Annotated in this window: 16 protein-coding genes; 10 read left to right on the plus strand and 6 right to left on the minus strand. The window is 71.6% G+C overall.

Annotated features, from left to right (window positions below; translation table 11 throughout):
• Positions 1-127: 127 nt before the first annotated feature.
• Positions 128-793, minus strand: coding sequence for a hypothetical protein (locus H9Y04_RS07315; RefSeq protein WP_187812835.1), 666 nt, complete (start codon positions 791-793; stop codon positions 128-130).
• 1,011 nt (positions 794-1,804) lie between these two features.
• Here H9Y04_RS07315 and H9Y04_RS07320 point away from each other — a divergent pair.
• The 4 genes from H9Y04_RS07320 (at position 1,805) to H9Y04_RS07335 (ending at position 6,516) form a co-directional block, all read left to right on the plus strand.
• A complete protein-coding gene (locus H9Y04_RS07320) occupies positions 1,805-2,797 on the plus strand; it encodes an NAD-dependent epimerase/dehydratase family protein (RefSeq protein ID WP_187812836.1) in 993 nt (330 codons plus the stop codon).
• A gap of 208 nt (positions 2,798-3,005) precedes the next feature.
• Positions 3,006-4,277, plus strand: coding sequence for a sensor histidine kinase (locus H9Y04_RS07325; RefSeq protein WP_187812837.1), 1,272 nt, complete (start codon positions 3,006-3,008; stop codon positions 4,275-4,277).
• The gene (locus H9Y04_RS07330) at positions 4,262-4,912 is read left to right on the plus strand and encodes a response regulator transcription factor (RefSeq protein WP_187812838.1); all 651 of its coding nucleotides are present in this window, start codon (positions 4,262-4,264) and stop codon (positions 4,910-4,912) included. The genes H9Y04_RS07325 and H9Y04_RS07330 overlap by 16 nt, the downstream gene beginning before the upstream one ends.
• Positions 4,913-5,034: 122 nt before the next feature.
• Complete coding sequence (locus H9Y04_RS07335; RefSeq protein WP_187812839.1) at positions 5,035-6,516, plus strand: DUF1996 domain-containing protein; 1,482 nt, start codon at positions 5,035-5,037, stop codon at positions 6,514-6,516.
• Positions 6,517-6,620: 104 nt separating this feature from the next.
• Here the strand turns inward: H9Y04_RS07335 and H9Y04_RS07340 are convergent, their stop codons facing one another.
• Positions 6,621-7,055 (minus strand): hypothetical protein, encoded by a 435-nt coding sequence (locus H9Y04_RS07340; RefSeq protein ID WP_187812840.1) that lies wholly within the window; start codon positions 7,053-7,055, stop codon positions 6,621-6,623.
• Between the two features lie 86 nt (positions 7,056-7,141).
• Between H9Y04_RS07340 and H9Y04_RS48645 the strand changes: the two genes are divergently transcribed.
• From H9Y04_RS48645 to H9Y04_RS07365, 5 genes are all read left to right on the plus strand, one after another.
• Positions 7,142-8,773: a serine/threonine-protein kinase gene (locus tag H9Y04_RS48645; RefSeq protein ID WP_438818078.1), complete on the plus strand. Its 1,632-nt coding sequence runs from the start codon at positions 7,142-7,144 to the stop codon at positions 8,771-8,773.
• Between the two features lie 61 nt (positions 8,774-8,834).
• Entirely contained in the window at positions 8,835-10,781 is a 1,947-nt protein-coding gene (locus H9Y04_RS07350; protein WP_187812841.1) for a hypothetical protein, read from the plus strand.
• Positions 10,782-10,941: 160 nt separating this feature from the next.
• Complete coding sequence (locus H9Y04_RS07355; RefSeq protein ID WP_236070667.1) at positions 10,942-11,898, plus strand: metal-dependent hydrolase; 957 nt, start codon at positions 10,942-10,944, stop codon at positions 11,896-11,898.
• A gap of 1 nt (position 11,899) precedes the next feature.
• A complete protein-coding gene (locus H9Y04_RS07360) occupies positions 11,900-12,955 on the plus strand; it encodes a PDR/VanB family oxidoreductase (RefSeq protein ID WP_187812843.1) in 1,056 nt (351 codons plus the stop codon).
• A gap of 160 nt (positions 12,956-13,115) precedes the next feature.
• Positions 13,116-13,829, plus strand: coding sequence for a TetR/AcrR family transcriptional regulator (locus H9Y04_RS07365; RefSeq protein WP_187812844.1), 714 nt, complete (start codon positions 13,116-13,118; stop codon positions 13,827-13,829).
• 14 nt (positions 13,830-13,843) lie between these two features.
• Here H9Y04_RS07365 and H9Y04_RS07370 read toward each other — a convergent pair whose 3' ends face one another.
• Positions 13,844-14,191 (minus strand): 5-carboxymethyl-2-hydroxymuconate Delta-isomerase, encoded by a 348-nt coding sequence (locus H9Y04_RS07370; RefSeq protein ID WP_187812845.1) that lies wholly within the window; start codon positions 14,189-14,191, stop codon positions 13,844-13,846.
• Between the two features lie 91 nt (positions 14,192-14,282).
• Here H9Y04_RS07370 and H9Y04_RS07375 point away from each other — a divergent pair, with 91 nt between their 5' ends.
• Positions 14,283-14,819 carry a GNAT family N-acetyltransferase gene (locus H9Y04_RS07375; RefSeq protein ID WP_187812846.1) on the plus strand — a complete coding sequence of 179 codons (537 nt, stop codon included), beginning with the start codon at positions 14,283-14,285 and terminating at the stop codon, positions 14,817-14,819.
• A 59-nt stretch (positions 14,820-14,878) separates the two neighbouring features.
• Here H9Y04_RS07375 and H9Y04_RS07380 read toward each other — a convergent pair whose 3' ends face one another.
• The 3 genes from H9Y04_RS07380 to H9Y04_RS07390 form a co-directional block, all read right to left on the minus strand.
• Positions 14,879-16,513: a SpoIIE family protein phosphatase gene (locus H9Y04_RS07380; RefSeq protein ID WP_187812847.1), complete on the minus strand. Its 1,635-nt coding sequence runs from the start codon at positions 16,511-16,513 to the stop codon at positions 14,879-14,881.
• A gap of 72 nt (positions 16,514-16,585) precedes the next feature.
• A complete protein-coding gene (pulA, locus tag H9Y04_RS07385; RefSeq protein ID WP_308800889.1) occupies positions 16,586-21,892 on the minus strand; it encodes a pullulanase-type alpha-1,6-glucosidase in 5,307 nt (1,768 codons plus the stop codon).
• Positions 21,893-22,023: 131 nt separating this feature from the next.
• Entirely contained in the window at positions 22,024-23,721 is a 1,698-nt protein-coding gene (locus H9Y04_RS07390) for a carbohydrate-binding module family 20 domain-containing protein (RefSeq protein ID WP_187812849.1), read from the minus strand.
• Positions 23,722-23,779: the final 58 nt, after the last annotated feature.

Genomic DNA, 23,779 nt, shown 5'->3' on the forward strand with positions numbered 1-23,779 from the left:
CGCGGTACGGGAGTTGCCTTCGCGGGTGCGCGAAGGTGTCGTCGCCGTGCGCGGGTGGCCTTCGCGGGGTGCGAGGGTGCCGTCGCCGGTGCGCGAGGTGCCGTACTCGGGGGTCCGCGAGGGGACGTCAGAGAGCGGCGGGGATAGGCGCTTGGTGCGTGAGGTGCGCCCACGAAGGGGGCCCGCGCCTGATTACGGCATGGGCGAGTACGGCGATACGGGGCCGGGCCCGGGTCCGCCGTGGCCGGCGGCGCTGCGCGGGGCGCGGCGTCGCGGGAAGCCTGACGAAGGAGAGCAGCAGGCGCAGCGGGGTGAACGCGAAAGCGGCCACCGTTTCCAGGAGTTGGAAGAAGGCCGCTTCGCCGCGGGCGATCCACAGCGCGCAGAGCACGGCCGCCGCGAGGTGGACGGCGAGCATGCCGGCCGAGCCGTGGGTCAGGGCGTCGAGGAGTGTGGTCTCCGCGGCCATGCCGGGCGCTGCGCTTGTGCCGGGGGGCTGCAGGTGTTCGGCGTGCGGGTTCGCGGAGGCGGCGGAGTGGGCTCCGGTCACCGCGAAGATGCCGTGCAGGACGGTCTGGACGGCGACCATGCCGACGCCGATGGACAGGAGTCCGCGGCGGCGGCCGCTCGCGCACCAGGCGCCTGCGGTCAGTACCGCGAAGGCCAGCAGAAGCGAGCTGAGCGGAAGTTCATGGTCGGACATGGACGAATGCCCCACACCGGCCAACGTCACGGCCACGGCCGCGAAGAGGGCGGCCCGCAAGGCGCGTATCGGCGAGCGGGGATTCGTCATCGCGCACATAGTGCCAGCTTCCTGGTGGGGCGCAAGAGGCACCCCGTCCTGCTGATGCGAGCGGCCCCCGCCCGGCCGCTGCGCCGCCCCGCGACGCCTCGTCGTGGCGGGGCTGCCGCCCCACCACCTTCGCGGGGGCTCCGCCCCTGCACCCCCGGCGGCTTGGGCCGCCCTCCCCGGCACGCCAAACATTGGCACCCCGCCACTGGGTTGCTGCGCCGCTCCGCGACGCAGAGTGGTGGGCGGGGCTGCCGCCCCACCACCCTCGCGGGGGCTCCGCCCCCTGCACCCCCGGCGGCTTCGGCCGCCCTCCCCGGGCCGGCGGAGAGATTGGCACCCCGCTACCCGACCGCGGCGCCGAGTCGTGGGCAGGTCTGACGCCCCACCCCGTGCGGGGGCACGGGCCCCGCACTCCCACACCTTGAGCCGCCTCCCCAGGCCGGCGCACAGCTCGGCGCCCCCACCACCCGGCTGCTGCGCCGCTCCGCGACGCGGAGTGGTGGGCGGGCCTGACCGCCCCGCCGCCCCCTGCACCCCCGGCGGCTGGGGCCGCCCTCCCCGGAACGCCGGACACTGGCGCCCCGCCACCCGGCCGCTGCGCCGCTGCGCGACGCCGAACCAGCGGGTGGGGCTGACGCCCCACCAACCCTGCGAGGGCACGGCCCCCTACGCCCCCGCACTTTGGGCCGCCTCCCCAGGCCGGCGCCTAGGCCGGAGCCCCACCACCCTCGCGCGGGCTCCGCCCCCGGCAGCTCCAGCCGCCCTCCCCAGCACGCCGGACACTGGCGCCCAACCACCCCTGCACCCCAGGCCTGGGCCGCCCTCCCCGACACGCCTGACACTCCCGCCCCGCCACCCCTACGCGGCCCCCGCCCCCGGACCCGGGCCAGGACGCCCCCACCGCCGAGGCAGCGCAACCCCCGCCACCTGCGCATCCCTCGCAAGCCACGCGCGATCTGCCCATGGCAGAAAACGTTGCCGCGGAGGACCCCGCGCGGACACGATCGCCCCATGAAACTTCTGCTTCTCGGTGGTACCGAATTCGCCGGGCGTGCTCTCGTCGAGGGTGCGCTCGACCGTGGGTGGGACGTGACGGTGTTTCATCGTGGCAATCACCCCGTGCCGCAAGGGGCGCGGTCGCTCAACGGGGACCGGACCGCTCCCGGTGGGCTCGACGCGCTCGCGGAGGGCGAGTGGGACGCGGTGGTCGACACCTGGTCGAAGGCGCCGAGGGCCGTGCGGGACACCGCGCGGCTGCTCAAGGGCCGGGTGGGGCACTACGCCTACGTGTCCACGTTCTCCGTCTACACCTGGGCTCCGCCCGCCGGGTACGACGAGAGCGCTCCCCTGGTGACGGGCGACCCGGACTCGGACGCGTTCGACGACTACGCCGTGGCCAAGCGGGGCTCCGAGCTCGCCCTGGAGCGGGAGTTCGGCACGGACCGCTCGCTGCACGTACGGGCGGGCCTGCTGCTCGGACCGTACGAGAACGTCGGCCGGCTGCCCTGGTGGCTCGGCCGGATCGAGCGCGGCGGCCCCGTGCTCGCCCCCGGGCCGCGCGACCTCAGGATCCAGTACCTCGACGTGCGCGACATGGCCGAGTGGATCCTCGACGCCGTCGAGGCCGGACTCACCGGCCCGTACAACATGGTGAGTCCGTCGGGTCACACGACCATGGGCGAGTTCCTCGACACCCTCGTCGAGGTCGTCGGTTCGGACGCGGAGCTGCGCTGGACCGATCCGCAGGTGATCCTCGACGCGGGCATCCAGCCGTGGACCGAGCTGCCGGTCTGGGTGCCGCCGGGCACCGACATGCAGGACGCGGTGCACAGCGCCGATGTCTCCCGGGCGGTCGCCACCGGTCTGCGCTGCCGGCCCGTACGCGAGACCGTCGCCGACACCTGGGCCTGGCTGCAGTCCATCGGCGGCAAGGCGCCCCTGCGCCCGGACCGCCCGATGAAGGGCGTCGACCCCGCGGTGGAGGCCAAGGTTCTCGGCCTCTGAGCGCGACGCGTGCCCGGACTCCGAGATCGCGTGCCCGGCCTCCGAGCACGCCCCGGCCCGTGGCCCCGGCCGGAGGGTGGTGTCAGGTACACCCCCGGCCGGGGGCGGAACCCCGTGACCTGGGGGTCCGCGCCCGTCACACTGGACGACGCGGGGGCCGGCACGGACGTACCGGCCGCGCGGACACGATCCAGGAGGACGGACGGCCATGGGCATCGACAGCGCGGCGACGACGAAGGTGCGCGGCTCGCTGATCGCCGCCGCCCAGGGCCTCGCCCTCGCCCTGCTCGCGCTGACGGCCTCGATCGTCCTGTTCGTCCTGACCGTCGTGTCGCTCGCCCTGATCCCCATCGGCGTCGGTGTCCTCACCACGCCGTACCTCATCGACCTGGTGCGCGCCCACGCCACGACACGGCGCAAGCTCGCGTACGCCTGGTCGGGCGTGGAGATCCCCGTGCCGTACCGCCGGTTCCCGGCCGACCTGCGCACGGGGTTCGTCGGCCATGTGGAGCGCCTGAACCTGATGCTGAAGGACCCGGCGACCTGGCGGGACCTGCTGTGGCTGCTCACCGATATGACGGCCGGCGCGGTCACCGCGATCCTCGCGCCCGGGCTCCTTGTCGAAGGGCTCTTCGGCACGGTCCTTTTCGCGGGCCTGTGGACGGTGCTGGGCGACTGGTGGTACGCGTTCATTCCCGTGCAGGGCTGGGGCACGGCCTTCCTCGCCTCCCTGCTCGGCCTCGTCTGGATCACGCTCGGCCTGCTCTTCAACCCCTATCTCGTACGGGCGCACTTCGCGGTGGCCGCGGCCTCGCTCTCCCCGACCCGCAAGGCCCGGCTCGACGCCCGGATCGACCAGCTCACCGAGTCACGGCATGACGCGGTGGACGCCTCGGCCGCCGAACTGCGCCGTATCGAGCGGGACTTGCACGACGGCGCGCAGGCCCGGCTCGTGGCGATGGGCATGGACCTCGGCACGATCGAGGCGCTCGTCGAGAAGAACCCGGCGAAGGCCAAGGAGCTGCTCGCGCAGGCCCGGCAGAACTCCGCGGACGCGCTCACCGAACTGCGCGACCTGGTGCGCGGCATCCACCCGCCGGTGCTCGCGGAACGCGGCCTCGGCGATGCGGTGCAGGCCCTCGCCCTGCGGCTGCCGGTGCCCACCGAGGTGGCGGTGGCGCTGCCCGGACGGCTCGAGGCGCCGGTCGAGTCCGCCGCGTACTTCGCGGTGAGCGAGGTGCTCACCAACGCGGTCAAGCACGCGGACGCCGAACGGATCTGGGTCGACATCGAGCATCGGGCCGGCATGCTCCGTATCGCCGTCACCGACAACGGGCGCGGCGGCGCGGACGTGTCCGCGGGCAGCGGGCTGCGCGGGGTCGAGCGGCGGCTCGGTACATTCGACGGTGTCCTGGCCGTCAGCTCTCCCGCGGGCGGTCCCACCATGGTGACCATGGAGATCCCTTGCGCGTCCTCCTAGCCGAAGATCTCTTTCTGCTGCGTGACGGTCTGGTGCGGATGCTCGAGGCCTACGACTTCGAGGTGGTCGCCGCCGTCGAGACCGGGCCCGAACTGACCCGCGCCTTCGCCGAGTTGGAGATCGACGTCGCGGTGTGCGACGTACGGCTGCCGCCCTCGCACACCGACGAGGGCCTGCAGTGCGCCCTGGCCGCGCGGCGGGCCAGGCCCGGGCTTCCGGTGCTCGTCCTCTCCCAGCACGTGGAGCAGCTGTACGCGCGGGAGCTGCTCGCGGACGGCAACGGCGGGATCGGGTATCTGCTCAAGGACCGGGTCTTCGACGCGGAGCAGTTCATCGACGCCGTACGGCGGGTCGCAGCGGGCGGTACCGCGATGGACCCGCAGGTGATCCAGCAGCTGCTCTCGCGGCGGCAGGCGGACCGGCCGGTCGGCGGGCTCACCCCGCGCGAGCTGGAAGTGCTCGAACTGATGGCGCAGGGGCGGTCCAATGCGGCGATCGCGGGGCAGCTGTTCGTGACCGAACGCGCCATCGCCAAGCACACCTCCAATATCTTCGCGAAACTCGATCTTCCGGTGTCGGACGACGACAACCGCCGGGTGCTCGCCGTTCTCGCCTATCTCGACCAAGGGCGTTGAGATTGACCCCCGTTGGGGCGCGTTGGGGTGTTGTGCCGGAATTGAACCCGGAGAATTCTACGAAGTTCCGATAACTTCTGAGGCCGCTGAAACAGACGGAGATCGTCCGCGTACCTAGCCCCATGGGACGCACTTCTCGTCAACGATCATCTCGTAAACGCTCCAAACTGGCCGGACGGGCGCTAGCCGCCTCCACGGCATTGATCCTGGGTGCAGGCGGCCTGACGATGGCGAATTTCTATGCCTCGGCAGGTGAAGAGAGCAGTCAGCCGCCGGCCTCCGCCCAGGAATCCGGATCCGGGCCCCAGATGTCGACCATCGACTGCCCGGATGTCTCCCAGCAGCTGCAGGACGTGCCCGAGGGAGCACGACCGACGGTCGACCGCGAACTGGCCGCCCTGGACACGCAGATCACCCAGGCGTACGAGAGTTTCGCGCAGGGACAGCAGGATGTTCTCGGTCCGCTGGAGGAGCAGCGCCGGGGCACGCTCGCCGCGATCGCGGGGGCGATACAGGAGGCCGGCGGGCAGCCGCCGGAGGGCCTGGACTCCTTCGCTCCCTGCACGTTACGGGCCGACGAACAGCCTCCCGCCCAGGGCGGCACCGAGAGCCCGGGCGCGAGCGAGGCACCGGGCGAGGAGCCCGGAGAGGGCGGGGAACCAGGGCAGGGCGAGGAACCGGGACAGGGCGAGCAGCCGGGCAACGGCGGGCAGGCCGGGAACGGCCCGTCCCCCGACGACTTCGTCCCGATCGAGGACGTCGCACCCAATGTGAACAAGGTGCGCAATCAACGAGGCGCGTCCCGTGGACAGTTCCAGACCAAATGCGGAACGAACGAGAACGGAAAGTTCAACCCGGACAATGTCATTGTCGCTCCAGGTGTGAGCAATGGCGCTCACCATATGCACGATTACGTCGGCAATCAGGCCACAGACGCCTTCTCCAGCGACGAGGATCTGGCCAACGGCCGGACCACCTGCCGCAATCAGCGCGACAAATCCACGTACTACTGGCCGGTCCTGAGGATTCAGAACGGACAGGAAGAGAACGACGCGCAGGCGGACGGCGGCGGCAAGGACCAGAACGTCGGCGAGATCCAGACCCCCGACCAGGTCACGCTGAAGTTCGTGGGCAGTCCCACGGGCAAGGTCGTCGCGATGCCGCGCTTCCTGCGGATCATCACCGGTGACGCCAAGGCGTTCACCAACGGCAATGCGAACGCCAATGCGTCCTGGTCCTGCACCGGATTCGAGAACCGTCAGCTCAAGGACAAGTACCCGCTCTGCCCCGAGGGCTCGAAGGTCGTGCGCACCTTCAAGTTCCAGAGCTGCTGGGACGGCCAGAACATCGACAGCGCCAACCACCGCACCCATGTGGCCTTCGCCGGCGCGGACGGGCGCTGCCCGGCGGGCTTCCGGGCGATTCCGCAGCTGGTGCAGCGGATCGTGTACGACGTGCCGCCGGAGCCCAACTTCGCCGTCGACTCCTTCCCCGAGCAGCTGCACAAACCGGTCACCGACCACGGGGACTTCATCAACGTCTTCGCGGACCGCGAGATGCGGCGCCTGGTGAGCTGCATCAACCGCGGCGACCGCTGCCGCTGACCGACCCCGACCCCGACCCCCAGTCCTCGACCCCACTCCCCACATCACCGACCATGGGCCCCGTCCCCCACGCGGGGCCCATGCCCCCGCCCTGCGCGGCCGGCTCAGTGCTGATGACCTCCGGTGTGCCCGTTCCCCCCTGCACCACTACTCCCCGAGTGGTGCCCGGCACGCTCCACGGTCCCGCCGAGCCGGCCGCGCAGTGACATGACCACCTTCTCCTCGCCACTGGCGACCCACTTGCGGCCGACGAGATACGTACCGCCGTAGTCATTGGCCTCGTTGATCCACTCACGCTGGCCGCGGGCCGTGGCGAACGTGGTCAGGATGAACCGGCCTTCGCCGTTGCGGCAGTTGGCCTGCCGCAGTTCGGCCGCGTCCGTCTGGACGTTGGGCTCGCAGTCCGCCTTCGCGGCGATCTCCTCGAGGCTGCCGGTGACGATCTCCGGCACCGGATCGTCCGACGCACCGCTGCAGCCGACGACAGCGAACAGGGCTGCTGCGCATGCGAGTTGGGCTATGTGGGGGCGTAAACGCATGGCTCCATCGTGCCCCTGCGGCCCACGCGCCCGCGCGTCAACCGTCATACTGACGCGCGTCGTCTCAACGGGGGAGCATGCGACACATGAGGTACGGGGTGGAACTGCCAAGCCACATAGGCCCTTACGCCGTGGAGCGCGAGCTGGGCGCGGGCGGCATGGGCATGGTGTACCTGGCGCGGTCACGCGGCGGCCGGACCGTCGCGGTCAAGGTGGCGCGTCCCGAACTGGCCGCCGATCCGCATTTCCGCGCACGGTTCCGCGCCGAGGTCGAGGCCGCCCGCAAGGTCGGCGGCTTCCATACGGCGCAGGTCGTCGACGCCGACCCGGAGGCGGACACGCCCTGGCTCGCGACGGCGTATGTGGCGGGGCCGACCCTGGCCGGACTGATCGACGCGCAGGGCCCGATGGACGAGGTCCGGCTGCGCTCGCTGGGCGCGGCACTCGCGGAGGCCCTGGGGGCCATCCACGGCTGCGGGCTGATCCACCGCGACCTCAAGCCCGGCAACATCATCATGGCCGAGGACGGGCCCCGCGTGCTCGACTTCGGCATCGCACGGGCCGTGGAGTCCACCCGGCTCACCTCCACCGGAGCGGCCTTCGGCACGCCCGGCTTCCTGGCGCCCGAACAGGCCCAGGGCCTCGAAGTGGGCCCGGCCGCCGATGTGTTCGCGCTGGGCGCGGTGCTTGTCGCCGCGGCGGGTGGGAGCGCGTTCGGCGGGGGCACCCCGATGGGGCTGATGTACCGCTCGGTGCACGAGACACCGGATCTCTCCGCCGTGCCCGCGGGCCTGCGCCCGGTGATCGCCGACTGCCTGGCGAAGGACCCGGCCGGGCGTCCCACCCCGGAGCGGCTGCTCGACCTCTTCGCCCCGCAGCCCGCTGCGCAGCCACAGGCCCCCGCGCACCCGCCCACCGTGGCGGTTGCCCCGCCGCAGCCGCCTGCGGACCGCGCCCCGTCGCAGCCGCCCGCGGACCGCGGCGGCGAGGACGCCGTGACCGCCGGCGCCCTGCACGACCTCGCCACCCAGCCGGCCGCGGCGGCGGGCTCGCCGTCACCGGCGCCGGCCTCGCCCTCTCCCTCCCCCGCCCCCTCCCCCTCCCGCACCGCCCGGAACTGGCGCGTCGCGATCGCCGCCGCCCTGCTCGTGGTCGGCGGGTTCGTGGCCACCCAGCTGGCCGGGAACCCCGGAGGGGACGGCGGCGGGGACGACGCCTCCTTCCCCAAGGCCGAGTACGAGCTCACCAGGCCGCTCGAACTCGTCGACGGCGCCTACACGTTGAACGACACCTACATCCCCGACCCGCGCCCGCTGGACGACAGCGACGCCCAGAAGGACGCCCTGGCCATCTCGGCCACGTACGACGGAGCCGGCGGGAACGGGGCCTTCCAGAGCCTGCAGGTGAACGGCGAGTACGGCCGGTTCAAGGAAGCGAACGTCGACATGGAGCCGACGATCAACAGCATGCTCGTGACGAACGAGCAGACGTTCCACGAGCCGCTGCGGAAGATCCAGGTCCCCGGCTCGAAGACCAGGTTCACCTGCCGGTCGGCCTCCTCCTCCTCGTACGGCACCGCGACCGTCTGCGCATGGTCCGACCTGAACACGCGCGGGGCCGTCCAGTTCATCGGCGGGGCGAATCTGGACCGGGCGGCGAAGGAGGCCGACCAGATCCGCAAGGAGATGACGCGTCCGGTCACGGGGCCGGGCTACTGATCGCCTGCGGCGCGTCACCGCATTCGAGTGACCATCCCAAGATTCGCTCGTTTTGCTGAACGTGAGTTCTCCGGATGTCGCCACCCGCCGCCCCGCCCAGGACCCCGCACCGGCCGCTCCCGCCGTCGCCGTCGAGCAGGCCGAAGCGGCCATCGTCGAGCACTATCCACGGCTCGTCCGGCTCGGCTATCTCGTCCTTCCGCCAAACCTCGGCCGCAACCGCCGGGTCCTGACCGCGCATTCGCTCGTGCAGCGCGCCCTGCCCAAGGGCCGCACTCCTGGTGATGCTCCCGCGTTCCCCCAGCAGCGCGGCAGCGGCGGCCAGGGGCGGCTCGGCGACCCGGGGTACGCCTACGTACGGCTGCGGGTGCTCAAGGGCGCCCTGGAGGCCGGCCTTCCGCTGAAGCGCAAGGCCTGGCCCAAGCGGGCCCAGTTCCCGCCCCTGCTGCCGCAGGTGTGGGGACTGCGGCTGTTCCCGCGCTCCGGCGGCGCCGATGAACTCGCCCTGGACCAGCGGCTTTCCGCGCTCTCCGGCCCCGCCCGCGCCGCGTACGTGCTGCGCGGGCTCGAAGGACTGCCCGACACCGAGGTGCGCAGGATCCTGGACGCGGCCGATGTCGAGGACGCGCATGCGGCGCTCGCCGAGGCGGACGGTGTGGAGGCGATGTACGCGCTGCTCGACTCCCCCGAGTTCGACCCGTGCTCGCTGCAGGCCCGCCCCACGGATCTGATGCGCCGCCGCCAGCACACCAAGGCCGCCCTGGTCGCCACCGCGGCCGTGGTGGTCTGCGGGGCGCTGCTCGGGCTGCCCGGGGACGGCTGGGGTCCCGACGGCGCCGCGGCGCCCGCGTACGCGAAGAATCCGGCGGCCGAAGCCGCCCTGGATCCGGACCAGTTGACGGCCGCGGCCGCCGACGCGTGGAAGCGCTCGGCCCGTACGGACTTCTCGGCCTGGCCCGCGCGCGGCTCGCTCACCGGCGACAAGGAGCTGCTTCGCCGCGCGCTCGCGGTGTGGGCGCGGCCCGGCAGGAGTGTGCAGGTCTCGGCAACCCCCGGCACCCCGGCCGGCGCACCGCCCGGCCCCGCGCAGCTCCTGTACGCGGGCGAGGTCGACCAGGCCCGCGTCGTGCTCCTGTACGACGGGCTGCGGATCGCGCGCTATGCCGAGCCCAAGGAGGGCACCAGCGGCGCCGCCCTGGACTTCGCGCGCGTGGACGGCGCGGGCGCGTCCACCGCGAGCGCCCTCGTCGTGGGCCGCACCGACGGCAACGTCCGCTATCTGACGGCCCCTTGGGTGAGCGGCGTCGCGGTGCGCGACCTCACCGACCCGGATGCCGAGGCGCGCGCGGTCAACCGTACGGAGGACGGCGTGACGGATCCGGTGCTCAGCCCCGCCCAGGCCCGCGAGTGCACCTCGTGGAACGCCCTCGAACTGCGCGACAACGCCACCACCCGCACCGTCACCGACCTCGGCGAGCTCACCCCCGCGCATCTGACCTCGGGCCGTCCCGAGTCCCCGCGCGAGATCTCCGGCAGCGCGGCCCGCGAGAGCTGGGCCCGCACCGCCTGCCTGCTGCCCACGGTGCGCGCGCACGGGGTACGGGCGGTCAACTCCTGGGCGTATGCCTTCCAGACGCTGCCCGAGGACAATGGCACCGCGAGCTGGGTCTGCACCCGCGCCGAGACCTGGCGGGGCGCGGGCAGCCGGACGCTCGCGCAGTTCCAGGCGCCCGGCAAGGAGACCGGGGCCATCGCCGCCAAGGCCGAGGACGCGCCGGCCTGCGGGCCGCGCGATCCGAAGGTCCTTGCCGGCGTGCTGTGGAAGTCCCGCGCGGGCAGCTGGTATCTGCTCGCGGGCGGCAGCCGTCAGGTCGACTCCATCGCCACCTCAGGCGGGGTCACCGCCTCGGCGCGCGGCAACACCCTCTCCGTCCGCGCGCAGGAGGGCGCCCGTGCGGAGCTCAACGGGCGGCTGGAGGACGGCGGCAAGGTGAACGCCCTGCGCTGACGCCGTGCGTCGGCGAAGGCGAGCCCTCTGCGCTGACGCCCTCACCGGCGAAGGCGAGCCCTCCGCGCCCACAACTCCTGGGCGCAGAGGGGTGTCGCAGCGCCTTACCCGTCAGTACATTGACGCCATGTCTAATACGCAGGCCCGGCTCCCCCAGCCGATGGGGTCTCCCCTGTTCGAGCGCAGCCGAGAACTTGGGGAAGCGTCCGAGCACACAGCGCTCAAGGCACGCAAGGTCTCCTTCGCCTGGGAGGAGACGCCGCTGCACTGGATACCCGGCGACCCGTTCACCACGCACACGATCAATGTGCTGCATCTGCTCCTTCCCGCGGGCGAACGCTGGTTCGTGCACGTCTACAAGCAGGTGCTGCCGTACATCGAGGACGACAGACTGCGCGAGGACGTGATCGGGTTCATCGGCCAGGAGGCCATGCACGCCCAGGCGCACGACGAGGTCCTGCCGCACCTCAAGGAGCAGGGTCTGGACCCGGCGCCGTATCTCGCCCAGGTCGACTGGCTCTTCGAGAAGCTGCTCGGCGACCGGACGCTGCCGCCCGGCAGGGCCCGCAAGTGGTGGCTGTACGAGCGGGTCGCGCTGATCGCGGCCATCGAGCACTACACGGCCTTCCTCGGCGACTGGGTGCTCAACGCCGAGAGCCTGGACCGCAAGGGCGCCGACCCGACGATGCTGGACCTGCTGCGCTGGCACGGCGCGGAGGAGGTCGAGCACCGCTCGGTCGCGTTCGAGCTCTTCCTGCACGTCGACGGCAACTACAGCCGCAGGGTGCGCACTTGGGCCACCGCGTTCTCGGCGCTGGTCTTCCTGTGGCAGCGCGGCGCCCGGTTCTTCATGGCCAACGACCCGACCCTGGACGACGGGAAGGCGAGCTGGAGCGAGTTCCTCGCGAAGGGGCGGCAGGGGATGCTGCCGACGGCGGGCGCGATGGCGCGCTCCATCCCCCGCTATCTGGCCCGGGACTACCACCCCTCCCGCGAGGGGTCGACGGCACAGGCGGTGGCCTATCTCGCCTCGTCGCCGGCCGCCCTGGCCGCGGAGGCCCGCGAGAAGGGCACCGCTCCCGACCAGGGCAAGCCTTCCGAGAAGGGCGCCGCCTGAGATGCCCCGCCTGCGTACCGTCGCCGCCCTGGCCGGCGCCGCCCTCCTGACCCGCCGCGCGCTGCGCCGCCGGATCGACCGCTCCCCGCTGTGGCCGCTGCCCGCACTGCCGGTGCCCACCTCGGGCCGCCCGCGCGCCCGGGCCCTGACGCTGACCCTCGGCCGGCGCGCGGAGATCGCCGAAGGTGTCGTCCAACTGAGCCTGTACGGGCAGGACTTGCCGGCCTGGGAGCCGGGAGCGCATCTGGAGCTGACGCTGCCGTCGGGCCTGGTGCGGCAGTACTCGCTGTGCGGCGACCCCGCCGACACCTCCGCGTACACGCTCGCGACCCGGCTCGTCGAGGACGGCAGGGGCGGTTCGCGCGAGGTGCACGAGGAGCTGCGGGAGGGGATGCGGCTGCGGGTCCGCGGGCCGCGGAACCGTTTCGCGCTGAAGTCCTCGCACGCGTATGTCTTCGTGGCGGGCGGGATCGGGATCACGCCCGTGCTGCCGATGCTGCGGGCCGCGGAGGCCTCGGGTGCGGACTGGCGGATCCTCTACTGCGGGCGGTCCAGGGCCTCGATGCCGTTCCTCGACGAGGTCGAGAAGATCGCGGGTCCCGAGCGGCTCACCGTGACGGCCGAGGACGAGGCCGGACTCCCCGATCTGCGGGCTCTGTTCGCGGACGTGCCGCAGGCGGCGGCCGTCTACTGCTGCGGGCCGGAGCCCTTGATGGACGCGGTGGCCGAGGTGCTGCCGGCCGGCTGCACGCTGCACACGGAGCGGTTCACGGCGGCCGCGGCGGTGGCGGGCGACGAGGCCTTCGAGGTCGAACTGCGGCGCAGCGGGCGGACGGTGACCGTGGCCGCGGACGAGAGCGTCCTGGCGGCCGTCCGCAAGGAGCTGCCGAACACCGCGTACTCCTGCGAGCAGGGCTTCTGCGGGACGTGCCAACAGCGGGTACTCGCCGGGGAGATCGACCACCGCGACGAGCTGCTCGTCGACGGCGAGCGCGAGGACTCGATGCTGATCTGCGTCTCGCGCGCCAAGGGCGGCCGGCTCGTGCTCGACCTGTGAGGAGGCCGGGCGGCGAGTGCCCGACCGCCGAGGAGGCCGGGCGGCGAGTGCCCGACCGCCGAGGAGGCCGGGCGGCGAGTGCCCGACCGCCGAGGACGCCGCACAGCGAGTGCCCCACCTCCGGGGGAGCCGTACGGCGAGTGGCCGATAGAGTGTTCGCATGACGACCGGGGTGCGCCGCAGGATGGCTGTCGAGGAGCGGCGGCAGCAACTCATCGGCGTGGCCTTGGAGCTGTTCAGCCACCGCTCCCCCGACGAGGTCTCCATCGACGAGATAGCGGCGGCCGCGGGCATCTCGCGGCCGCTCGTCTACCACTACTTCCCGGGCAAGCTCAGCCTCTACGAGGCGGCTCTGAAGCGGGCCGCCGACGATCTGGCCACCCGGTTCGTCGAGCCGCGCGAAGGACCGCTCGGCGCGCGGCTGCTGCGGGTGATGGGCCGGTACTTCGACTTCGTGGACGAGCACGGGCCCGGCTTCTCGGCGCTGATGCGCGGGGGCCCCGCGGTCTCCGGCACGCTGGGCGGCGAGGCCGCGTCGGCGGCCAACGCCCTGATCGATTCGGTGCGCCAGGCCGCGTACGAGGAGATCGTGCGGCATCTGGACATCGCCGAGCCGCCCGCCCGGCTCGAACTCGTCATCCGCTCCTGGGTCTCGCTCGCCGAGTCCACCGCACTGATCTGGCTGGACGGGCGGCGGATCCCGCGCGCCGAGCTGGAGCTCCAGCTGGTGCACGACTTCGCGGCGCTCACCGCGGTGAGCGCCGCGTACGACGCGGAGATGGCGGCGATCCTGACGCGCATCCTGGCCGACGAACCGGCGGACGGTCCGTTCGGCGAGCTGGTGGCGCGCCTGGTCGCGCTGGCTCCCCGGTAGGCGCCGCGCGGGCGTTACGCCTTCGAGTACGAGGCGTCCAGGTCCCGTACCTCCACGGACACATGGCCCGCGACGGGCGTGCCGACCGCGTACTTGCCGGCGAGCTCGGCGGCGGCCTCGGCCAGCCGCTTCTTGACCTCGTCGGAGCGACCCGCGAGCAGCGCGATCTCGATCGCGAGCACGCCCGGGCCGTCCGTCTCGTCCCCGATCACGTTCTCCTCGGTGGTACGGAAGCGGGTCTTGCACGCGGCGAGCCGGGCACCGGCGATCTCCACCACCAGCGGGTGCAGCGCGAGCGCGAAGCCGCGGCGGTCGAACGAGGCGGCGAAGTGGGCGGGGTGTTCGACGGTGATCTGGGGCATGGGCGCGCTCCGGGCTCGGTTGCGGGTGCGGACTCCCCCGAGGCTACGACCTCGCGCGTCGGCCGTACGGAGCCGTCTGCATACTGAGCACATGATCACCGCACCGCTCGTGTTCCGGCAGGCCACCGACTCCCCCGCCGATCTCGCGACCCTTGTCGGCCTGTACGACGGCGCCGCGCGCTGGATGCAGGAGAACGGGATCGACCAGTGGAAGCCGGGCGAGAAGAGCGAGGAGCACTTCCGGCTGCGGATCAAGGAGGGCGAGGTCTGGCTCGCGTACGCGGAGGACGCGGACGCGCGGGAGACCGTGGCCGGTGCGTACGAGCTGTGGTGGGACGACGAGCCGGCCTGGGGCGAGCAGCCGCCGGTCGCCGGGTACGTGCACCGCTTGATGACCCACCGCTCGGCGCCCGCCGGCACCGGCCGCGCGCTGCTCGCCCATGCCGAGGAGCGGACCGCGGCGGCGGGCCGCGGGCTGTGCCGCCTCGACTGCGTGTCGTCGAACCCGCGGCTGCGCACGTACTACGAGCACGCCGGGTACACCGTGGTGGGCGAGCAGCCGTTCAAGGAGGGCGCGGGCGGCAGCAAGTACGGGGTGACACTCATGGAGCGGAAGCTCACCGGCTGATCCCGGCCGCCGGTGAGCCGCACCGCCGGTTCCTGGTCGGTGAGCCGCGCCGCCGGTTCCTAGTCCGTGAGCCGCAGCGCCAACAGCGCGATGTCGTCCGCCCTTTCATGTCCGAAGCAGTTGAGCAGGGTGTCGCAGAGTGCCCCCGGGTCCGCGGGGGCGTCGGCGGCCACTTGACGCAGGTGCGCCAGGGAGACCCCGAGGTCGATACCGCGGGTCTCGATGAGGCCGTCCGTCACCATCAGGAGCCGTTCCGCCGCCGTGATCTTGAGCTCGGTGGGCTCGGGATGGCCGAGCCCGATGCCGAGCAGCGGCCCGCTCGCCCCGCAGTAGCGTGCGTCGCCGTCGCCGACGATCAGGGGCGGGATATGGCCCGCGTTGGCGATCCGGGTGCGGCCGGTGGCCGGGTCGACCAGGGCGAGACAGACCGTGGCCGTGGACTGCGGATGGTAGCGCTGCAGCATCCGGTCGAGCCGTGCCACGAGGACCCCCGGGTCGCTCTCGTCCACGCAGTAGGCCCGCAGGGCGTGGCGGATCTCGACCATCACGGTGGCCGCGTCGAGGGAGTGCCCGACGACATCGCCCACCCCGACGAGGATCCCTTCGGGCGTCGTGATCGACACATAGAAGTCGCCGCCGATCTCGGTGTGCCGGGAGGCCGGCACATAGCGCACCACCACGTCGGCGCCCGGCATCTCGGGCAGCCGTTTGGGCAGGAAGCTGTGCTGCAGCGTGAGGGCGATATGCCGCTCGACCTCGTACATGAGCAGCGGTTCGGCGGCGAGCGCGGTCGCATGGACGAGCCGGCCGAGCAATCGGCCGCCGTCGCTGCCGCCGGTGTTGCGTTCGCCCACCTCGTACGCGGGGACGGCCACGCAGACCGGCGGTGCGGTGGCGCTGCCGCAGGCCACGATCAGCCGCGCCGCCTCCGCCTGGCCCGCACGGAAGTAGCCGGCCGGCCACATCGGGGCGGGCACGACGGTGGACTGGACCCCTGAGCGCCCGGCCATCAGGCGCTCGCTGAGCCGCACCACCTCGTCGGCGGCGCTCGCGTCGGGCAGTGCACCGGGGGCGCGCCGCCGCGAGCTGCCCACGACCAGCTCGCCGTCCTCGCCGAAGACGAAGGCCACGGCGGGCCCGCCGCTGATCCGGGCCGCTCCGGCGGCCGCGGCGGTGGCCAGTTCCTGCGGGCAGCGCGCCGCCTGGACGGCGAGCACCGCCTCGGAGAGCAGCGAGAGCCGGCCGGCCTCGGCCTCCGCGGTGGTGCGGAACCGTGCGCCGCGGACCGCGGCCCGTACGACGGCCTGGATCTCCTCGGGTTCGGCGGGGACGTTGAAGTAGGCGTCGGCGCCCGCGTCGAGGCCCCGGGTGCGATCCCCCGGACCCGCGGGTTTCGCGGAGAAGTGCACCACCGGCATTCCGGCGGTGAGCGGAACTTCCTTGATACGGCGGCACAGTTCGTACCCGCTCATATCCGGCAGCCCGATGTCGACGAGCGCCACGTCCGGCAGTGCGCCGGCACGCTGCAGCGTGTCCAGCTCGATCAGCGCCTCGCCGGCACTGGCCACGGGCACGACTTGATGACCCGCCCTGCGCAGTACGGCTCCGATGGCGTACCGGCTCGCGGGTGCGTCGTCGACGACGAGGACCGTGGAGTCCTCGGCGAGTTCAGGGCTGCCTTCCGTTCGGTTCATGGACTCCCCCTTCGGGGACAGTGCGCGGGCCTGATGTCGGTGGTGGCCCGCGCACCCAAGTTAGCGCTCCTCTCAGCCCCCGGGGGTGAAGACGGCGACCGTCCGCCCCGGAACGGTGAAGGTCCCCGAACCGGCCTCGTACGCGGCCGACTTGACGATCGGGTCGCTGCCGTCGGCCTGGACGCGATGCAGCGCGTATCCGGTGCCGGCGAGTGCGTCCACCTGCTGCTTCTGCGTGGCGGGGGTCGCGTTGAAGATCACGACGAGCTCGCCGAGCCGCATGGTCACCACACCGGGCGTCTCTCGCTCACCTGACAGCGGGAACGACAGCTCGCGCTGGACCTCGTCGAGACCGCTCAGCGCGAATGCGCTCTCTGTCGTACGGATTCTCAGCAGGTCCCGGTAGGCGGCCGAGGCGCCCTCGATCTGCGGGCAGCGCATGGCCGGTACAGCCGTCAACAGGGGTTTGGCGTAGTTCCACTTGTCCTTGTTGTCGGCGGCCATGGGCAGTCCGCGCCCGAAGCCGTTGCCGTCGCGGCAGTCCCAGTGGATGGCGTTGAACCAGTCGCCGCTCTCGTACGAGTTGCGGTCGAGGGACTTGGAGCGCAACAGGTCGCTGCCGGCCTGGGAGAGCGAAGGGCCTTGCGACAGGGCCGCCGTGGCCATCGAGAGCACCTGCATACGGGCCCGGTCCTCGGCGCTCACCGTCGGCGGCAGCTTGTAGGCGAGGGCGTCGAACAGGGTCTCGTTGTCGTGGGCGTCCACATAGGCGAGCGCGTCGGCGGGCGTGGCTGCGTAGCCGGCGGGTGCGCCGTTGTAGTCGACCTCGGAGCCCTTGACCTTGCGGCCGCCGCTGTCGGTGAAGGTGTAGCCGGCGAGGTTGCCGGTCAGACCGACCTTCAGGAGGTCCTGGTAGTGGAGCAGGCGCTCCTTCTGCTCGGCCGGAGTGCCGTTCGCCGCCGAGGAGTTGGGCTCGGTGAACAGGCCGGAGCCGAAGCCCTGGACCCGCGGGTCCTCGTCGAAGGGTCCGCCGCCGCGCACGGCGTCACGGGCCCGGTCGGAGAAGGTGGCGATGCCGGTGCCCGCCATGTTCTTCTGCGTGGCCTGCACGAAGCGGGCGTCGTCGGCGATCTCGCCGAAGTTCCAGCCCTCCCCGTACAGGAGGATGCTCTTGCCGTCGACGCCGTCCTTCTCGACGGTCAGGGCGTCGAGCGCCTTGCGCACGGCGAGGATGTTGGCCTTCGGGTGGTGGCCCATCAGGTCGAAGCGGAAGCCGTCGACCTTGTACTCGCGGGCCCACGTCACGATCGAGTCGACGACGAGCTTGCCCATCATCGCGTTCTCGGGCGCGGTGTTGGCGCAGCAGGTGGAGGTGGCCACCGAGCCGTCGTCGAGGAGGCGGTGGTAGTAGCCGGGCACGATCTTGTCGAGGACCGAGGTCTTCGCCTGGCCGCTGGTGGTGGTGTGGTTGTAGACCACGTCCATGACGACCCTGAGGCCGTCCTCGTTCAGCGACTTGACCATCTCGCGGAACTCGACCGTGCGCTGCGTGCCGTCCGGGTCGGAGGCGTAGGAGCCCTCCGGGACGGTGAAGTGGTAGGGGTCGTAGCCCCAGTTGTACGCGTCCTTCGCGGCGGTCTTCGCCACGCACTCCTGCTGCTTGTCGGAGTCGGGTGCGTGCGAGGCCAGGTCGCAGTCGACGCTCGCCTGCTCGCGCTCGGGGATGGTGGCGATGTCGAAGGCGGGCAGCAGGTGCACATAGTTGGTACCGGCCTTCGCCAGCTCGCGCAGGTGCCGCGAGCCCTTGCTGTTCTTCTCCGTGAAGGCCTTGTACTTGCCCTGGTTGCGGGCGGTGGAGTCCGCGACCGAGAAGTCACGGATGTGCAGCTCCTGGATCCGGGCCTGGCCCGGCGCGACGGCCTTGGGCTTCTTCAGGCCCGACCAGCCGCTCGGGGCAAGGGACTTGGCGCGCAGATCGACCACCAGGGAGCGCTCGGAGTCGGCGGTCAGGGCGAGCGAGTACGGATCGGTGACCTCGTTGGTGACGACCTTCTGGACGCTGGGCGCCCACACCTTGACGACGTACCGGTACGGTCGGCCGGTCCAGGACTTCGCGCCCTTGACCGACCAGACACCGGTGGCGTCGTCGCGGCTCATCGGGACCTTGCGGCCGTCGAGGTCGAGCGCGACGGACTGCGCGGTGGGCGCCCAGACGCTGAGCGTGGGCCTGCCCCGGTCGTCGAAGACCGGACCGAGGTCGGCTTCGGTGGCGTCGTACAGGTCGTCGAGGACACCGGCGAGCTGGACACCGGAGCCGGCGACGACCGCACCGTTCGCGGCCCGCTGGGTGGCGACCACCCGGCCGCGCAGCGCCTCGCGCACCCGGTCGCGGTCCCGGGCGTCCACGGTCCAGGCCTGCTTGGCGGCCAGATGCGGGAACTTCTCCTTCTGCGCCCCGGTCAGCTCGGCCTTGCGCAGCCGCAGCCAGCGGGCGTCCTTCAGGTCACCGTCCTTGGCGTACAACAGCTGCGCGGAAGCGGGAGACTTGGCGCCGTTCCAGACCACCGTGTCCCGGTCGATCCACACGGCCTCGGCCTTGGTGTAGTCGACCTTGGCGGCCTTGGGCTGCGGCAGCAGGTACTTCTCCTTGCCGCCCATCATCCAGACCTCGTGCCCGTTGGCGGCGAGGTCGAGGGACTGGTCGGACGGCAGGTCCTTCTCGTCGCCCTTGTGCAGGATGTAGCTGAGCGACGTGGCCCCGTCCGCGAGCGGTACCTCATAGACCGCACCATAGGAATCCATCCGGGCGGGCAGAAGAGGCTTGGACCAGTCGGTGGGCTCCTTGGCGCCGGTCCAGGTGTGCAGGCCCCAGCCGTCGTAGTTCCCGTCGGCCCGCTGGTAGTGCAGCACGGCCTTGGTCTTGTCCTGCGGCGGGTACGCACCTTCGGGCGCGCTGGTCGCCTGCGCGTCCTTGCCCTGCTCGATCCAGACCTCGCCGGTCGTCGCGAGCGGCACGGTGCGCTGCGGGCCGTCCGCGACGCCGTCCTTCTCGACGGTGTACGCGACCTCCGCGGCCCCTTCGGGCAGCTTCACCCAGGCGAAGGCGCCGTAGGCGTCGCGGCCCGTGAACTCAGCCGTGGCGTCACCGGACTTGAGGGTCCAGCCCTCGTAGTCGCCGCCGGGCCGCTTGTAGTGCACGACCGCGTACTCGCGCTCGACGGCGCTCGGCTCCTGCTCCACAGGCGGTGCGCCGGAGACGGTCGCGGCCAGGTCACTCGCCGTACGGCCGCGGGAGTCGACGACAACGGCCTTGTAGCGCACGGGAGTTCTGGCCTGCGCGGCGTCGATGCGGTGCGTCACCTTGTACGGGGCGTGGTCGGCCGAGCCGAGGACCTGCCACCTGCCGTTGCCGGTCTGGGCGGCGAAGACGACCCGGTTCAGGCCGCCGCCGCTGACCTTCGCGGTGACCTCGACCCGGCCGGTGGAACCGGCGGCCGGGGCCTGCAGCTCGACGGAGGGCTTGGCGTCCGGGGCGGCGAGGGCCTTGTCGGCCTTGAGGACGAGCGTCGAAAGCGCGGGGATCTCGACCTTGACCTTCCGGTCGTCACCGCTGACCACCGATAGGCCCTTGTTCCCGTACACCGCACGGAAGTTCACGCCCTTCGAGCCGGTCGGGATCTCGACCGTCCTCGGCTCCTGCGCATTGTTCGCGGCGACCACGTACTCGATACGGCTCTTCGCATCCGTACGAGAGAAGGCGTAGACGGAACCCTGCGCGTACCGCTCCTCCTGGATGCCGTCCGCGAGCGCCGGGTGCGCATTGCGCAGGGCGGAGAGCTCGGCGATCTGCCGGTACAGGGGGTGGTCCGCGTCGTACGCGTCCTTCGCATGGGTGCGGTCGGTGCCCAGCTGGTCGTCGTCGAGGTAGTCGGCGGTCTCGGAGGCGAACAGGGTCTGGCGGGCGTCCTTGTCGCCGCCTGCGCCCGTGAAGCCCTGCTCGTCGCCGTAGTAGACGACCGGGTTGCCGCGGCCGAGGAACATCAGCTCGTTGGCCAGCTCGTAGCGGTCGACGAGCTCGGCGTCCGAGGCACCCGGCCGGTCCTGCTTCAGGAAGGTGCCGAAGCGGCCCATGTCGTGGTTGCCGAGGAACGAGACCTGCTCGTACGCGTTGGCCTTGTCGCTCGTGTACTTGTAGTCGTCGCCGAAGACCTTGGCGAGCCGCGCGGCGTCACCGCCCTGGGAGGCGTACGCGCGGGCCGCGTCCTGGAACGGGAAGTCGAGCGTCGAGTCGAGCCGGCCCTCGGTGACGTACGGCGAGGTGATGTCCGTATCGGCGGAGTACACCTCGCCGAACATGAAGAAGTCCTCGCGGCCCTGCCGCTCGGCGTACGCGTCGAGCGCGGTCGCCCACTGGGTCCAGAACTCGGTGTTGACGTGCTTGACCGTGTCGATGCGGAAGCCGTCGATGTCGAAGTCCCGCACCCAGCGCTGGTAGATCCGCTCCATGCCGCGCACGACCTCGGGACGCTCGGTCCACAGGTCGTCGAGGCCGGAGAAGTCGCCGTACGTGGAGGACTCGCCGGCGAAGGTGGAGTCGCCGCGGTTGTGGTACATCAGCGGGTCGTTCAGCCAGGACGGGACCTTGAGGTCCTTCTCGGCGGGCGGCACGACCGGGGTGCGCGGGAACGAACTGCGGTCCACCGCGGGGAACTTGGAGGTTCCGTCCGCATGGTCCGCGTCGTCGAAGGGCTTTCCGTCCTTGGTCAGATACGGGAAGGCGCCCTTGGAGAGGTAGTCGTAGGACTTCTCCTCGTAGTTCACCACGTCGGCGGTGTGGTTGGTGATGACGTCGAAGAAGACCTTCATGCCCTTGGCATGGGCCTTGTCGATCAGCCGCTCCAGGTCCGCGTTGCTGCCGAAGTGCGGGTCGACCTGGGTGAAGTCGGTGATCCAGTAGCCGTGGTAGCCGGCGCTCGCGTCCTTGCCGACGCCCTGGACCGGCTTGTTCTTGAAGATCGGCGCCATCCAGATGGCGGTGGTGCCGAGCCCCTTGATGTAGTCGAGCCGGTCGGTCAGGCCCTTGAGGTCGCCGCCCTGGTAGAAGCCCTTGTCGGCCGGATCGAAGCCGGTCTCCAGGCGCGAGCCGGTCAGTCCGCCCTTGTCGTTGCCCTTGTCGCCGTTGGCGAAGCGGTCGGGGAGGACGAAGTAGAACTGGTCGCGGGTGAGGTCGTGGCGGGCCGGTTCGGCCGCGAGCTTCGCGTCCGAGGGCGGCGGGGGCGGCGCGTCGGCGGCCGCGGGAACGGCGGGTACGAGCGATGCCAGAAGCGCGGCGGCCGTAGCGGCGGCGGCTCTTCGGGCATGCCTGAGTGAACCGGTCACGGTCCGGGTCTCCTTGTGGGTGGGAAAGTGGGCGGGCCGCCTCATGCAGCGGGGTATGGATGGGCATGAGACGGCCCGCGGTCCATGGGCCTGACGGAAAGGTCAAGGGGCCTGACGGGAAAGGGAGTTGCTCAGGCGCGCCAGGTGTCGTTCAGGGTCACCGAGCCGGAGGCCGGCACGGAGAGCGTGCGGTTGGCACCGCTCTCCCAGGTCACCGCGCCGTTCGCCTCCTTGCGGATGTACTTGTACGCGCAGGTGGTGCCGGCGGGCAGCGCCACGTCCAGCTTCCAGACCGGGTACGAGGCCGGGTCCAGCTTGGGCGCGCTGCCGGTATTCCAGGCGCCGAGCTGGGCACAGTCACCGGCCACGTGGATGTTCTGGCCCAGGACCGTGGTGGCGTTGACGCTGAAGGAGGCCCCGGTGGTGACCGGTTCGGGGTTCGATGTGCCCGTACAGCTGCGCGCGCCGGTGTGCAGCGCGACGGCCGTACCCGCGGGGACCGTCGCCGTGAACTGGCCGGAGCCGTTCACGCTGACACCCTTGCCGCTCTGCACATCGCAGTAGTCGCCCGCGGGCAGCGAGGTCTGGAAGGTGCGGGTGAGCGCGGAGCCCTCGTGGTTGATGGCCACATAGGCCTTGCTGCCGCGGCCGAACGCGATCTGGTCGCCGCCGTTGTCCCACCAGTTGGTGACGGACTGGCCGCGGGCCTCGTTGCGGAACGCCACCATGGAGGAGATCTCACGCCAGTCGTGCTGGCACTTCCAGCCGTCGCGGTAACAGGCGTTCACCGTCCCGGAGTTGGGCGGACCCGCCTCCTTGTCGGACCACTCGTAGCCGGAGTGGATGTCCGGGGAGCCGTACGGCCAGGCCAGCATGAAGACGTTGGCGAGGGTGTAGGCGGAGCCGTTCTTGTAGCTGAGGGTGTCGCCGCCGCGCTCCGTGTCGTGGTTGTCGACGAAGACGGCCGACTTCCCGGACTCCATGAAGCCCCAGGCCTCGCCGTAGTTCTTCAGGTTGGCGAGGTTCTCGTTCAGGAAGGTCTGCTTGAGGCCCCGGGCGTAACGGAACTCCTGCACATCGCCGTTGCCGAGATACTCGCTCGGCGAGACGGCCTCTCCCTCTCCGTAGATGACCTCCTGCTTCCAGTACGCGTTCTGGTCGGTGAGCAGCTTCTTGACGGCGGCCAGGTCGGCGGCCGGCATGTGCTTGGCCCCGTCGATCCTGAAGCCGTCGACGCCGAGCGCGAGCAGGTCGTTGAGGTACCCGGCGATCGCCCTGCGGACGTAGTCCTCGCCGGTGTCCAGGTCGGCGAGGCCGAGCAGTTCGCAGTTCTGGACGTTCGCGCGGTCACGGTAGTTCGTGACGAGGGAGCGGCAGTCGTCCATGTCCGCGCCCGAGTAGAGCCCGGGATAGTTGTACTTGGTGTACGCCGAGCCGCCCGTACCGGTGCCGTCGCCGGCCGCCATGTGGTTGATCACCGAGTCGGCGACGACCTTGACGCCCGCCGCGTGACAGGTGTCGACCATGTTCTTGAAGGCGGTGCGGTCGCCGAGCCGGCCCGCGATCTTGTAGCTGACGGGCTGGTACGAGGTCCACCACTGGGAGCCCTGGATGTGCTCCTGCGGCGGGGAGACCTGGACGTAGCCGTATCCGGCCGGTCCGAGATCCTCCGCACAGGCGCGGGCGATCGAGTCGAAGCGCCACTCGAAGAGAACGGCGGTGACGTCCTTCTCGCCCGGCGGTGCGGCCTGGGCGGCGGGAGCGACCAGCACGGTCGCGGTCGCCGCGGCCAGGCCGAGTGCGGCTATGAGAGGTCTGCTGCGGGTCATGGGTCCTCCGGCTCTGAGGAGTGGATCCGGTGACGTGCTGAGGTGCAGAGATGCGTAG

Source organism: Streptomyces polyasparticus (assembly GCF_014493765.1).
GTDB lineage: Bacteria > Actinomycetota > Actinomycetes > Streptomycetales > Streptomycetaceae > Streptomyces > Streptomyces polyasparticus.

Excerpts from the sequence above, each read along its gene's own strand:
- H9Y04_RS07315 (WP_187812835.1), bottom strand. The coding sequence starts at position 793 with ATGACGAATCCCCGCTCGCCGATACGCGCCTTGCGGGCCGCCCTCTTC.
- H9Y04_RS07320 (WP_187812836.1), top strand. The coding sequence starts at position 1,805 with ATGAAACTTCTGCTTCTCGGTGGTACCGAATTCGCCGGGCGTGCTCTC.
- H9Y04_RS07325 (WP_187812837.1), top strand. The coding sequence starts at position 3,006 with ATGGGCATCGACAGCGCGGCGACGACGAAGGTGCGCGGCTCGCTGATC.
- H9Y04_RS07335 (WP_187812839.1), top strand. The coding sequence starts at position 5,035 with ATGGGACGCACTTCTCGTCAACGATCATCTCGTAAACGCTCCAAACTG.
- H9Y04_RS07340 (WP_187812840.1), bottom strand. The coding sequence starts at position 7,055 with ATGCGTTTACGCCCCCACATAGCCCAACTCGCATGCGCAGCAGCCCTG.
- H9Y04_RS48645 (WP_438818078.1), top strand. The coding sequence starts at position 7,142 with ATGAGGTACGGGGTGGAACTGCCAAGCCACATAGGCCCTTACGCCGTG.
- H9Y04_RS07355 (WP_236070667.1), top strand. The coding sequence starts at position 10,942 with ATGGGGTCTCCCCTGTTCGAGCGCAGCCGAGAACTTGGGGAAGCGTCC.
- H9Y04_RS07360 (WP_187812843.1), top strand. The coding sequence starts at position 11,900 with ATGCCCCGCCTGCGTACCGTCGCCGCCCTGGCCGGCGCCGCCCTCCTG.
- H9Y04_RS07365 (WP_187812844.1), top strand. The coding sequence starts at position 13,116 with ATGACGACCGGGGTGCGCCGCAGGATGGCTGTCGAGGAGCGGCGGCAG.
- H9Y04_RS07370 (WP_187812845.1), bottom strand. The coding sequence starts at position 14,191 with ATGCCCCAGATCACCGTCGAACACCCCGCCCACTTCGCCGCCTCGTTC.
- H9Y04_RS07375 (WP_187812846.1), top strand. The coding sequence starts at position 14,283 with ATGATCACCGCACCGCTCGTGTTCCGGCAGGCCACCGACTCCCCCGCC.
- H9Y04_RS07380 (WP_187812847.1), bottom strand. The coding sequence starts at position 16,513 with ATGAACCGAACGGAAGGCAGCCCTGAACTCGCCGAGGACTCCACGGTC.
- H9Y04_RS07390 (WP_187812849.1), bottom strand. The coding sequence starts at position 23,721 with ATGACCCGCAGCAGACCTCTCATAGCCGCACTCGGCCTGGCCGCGGCG.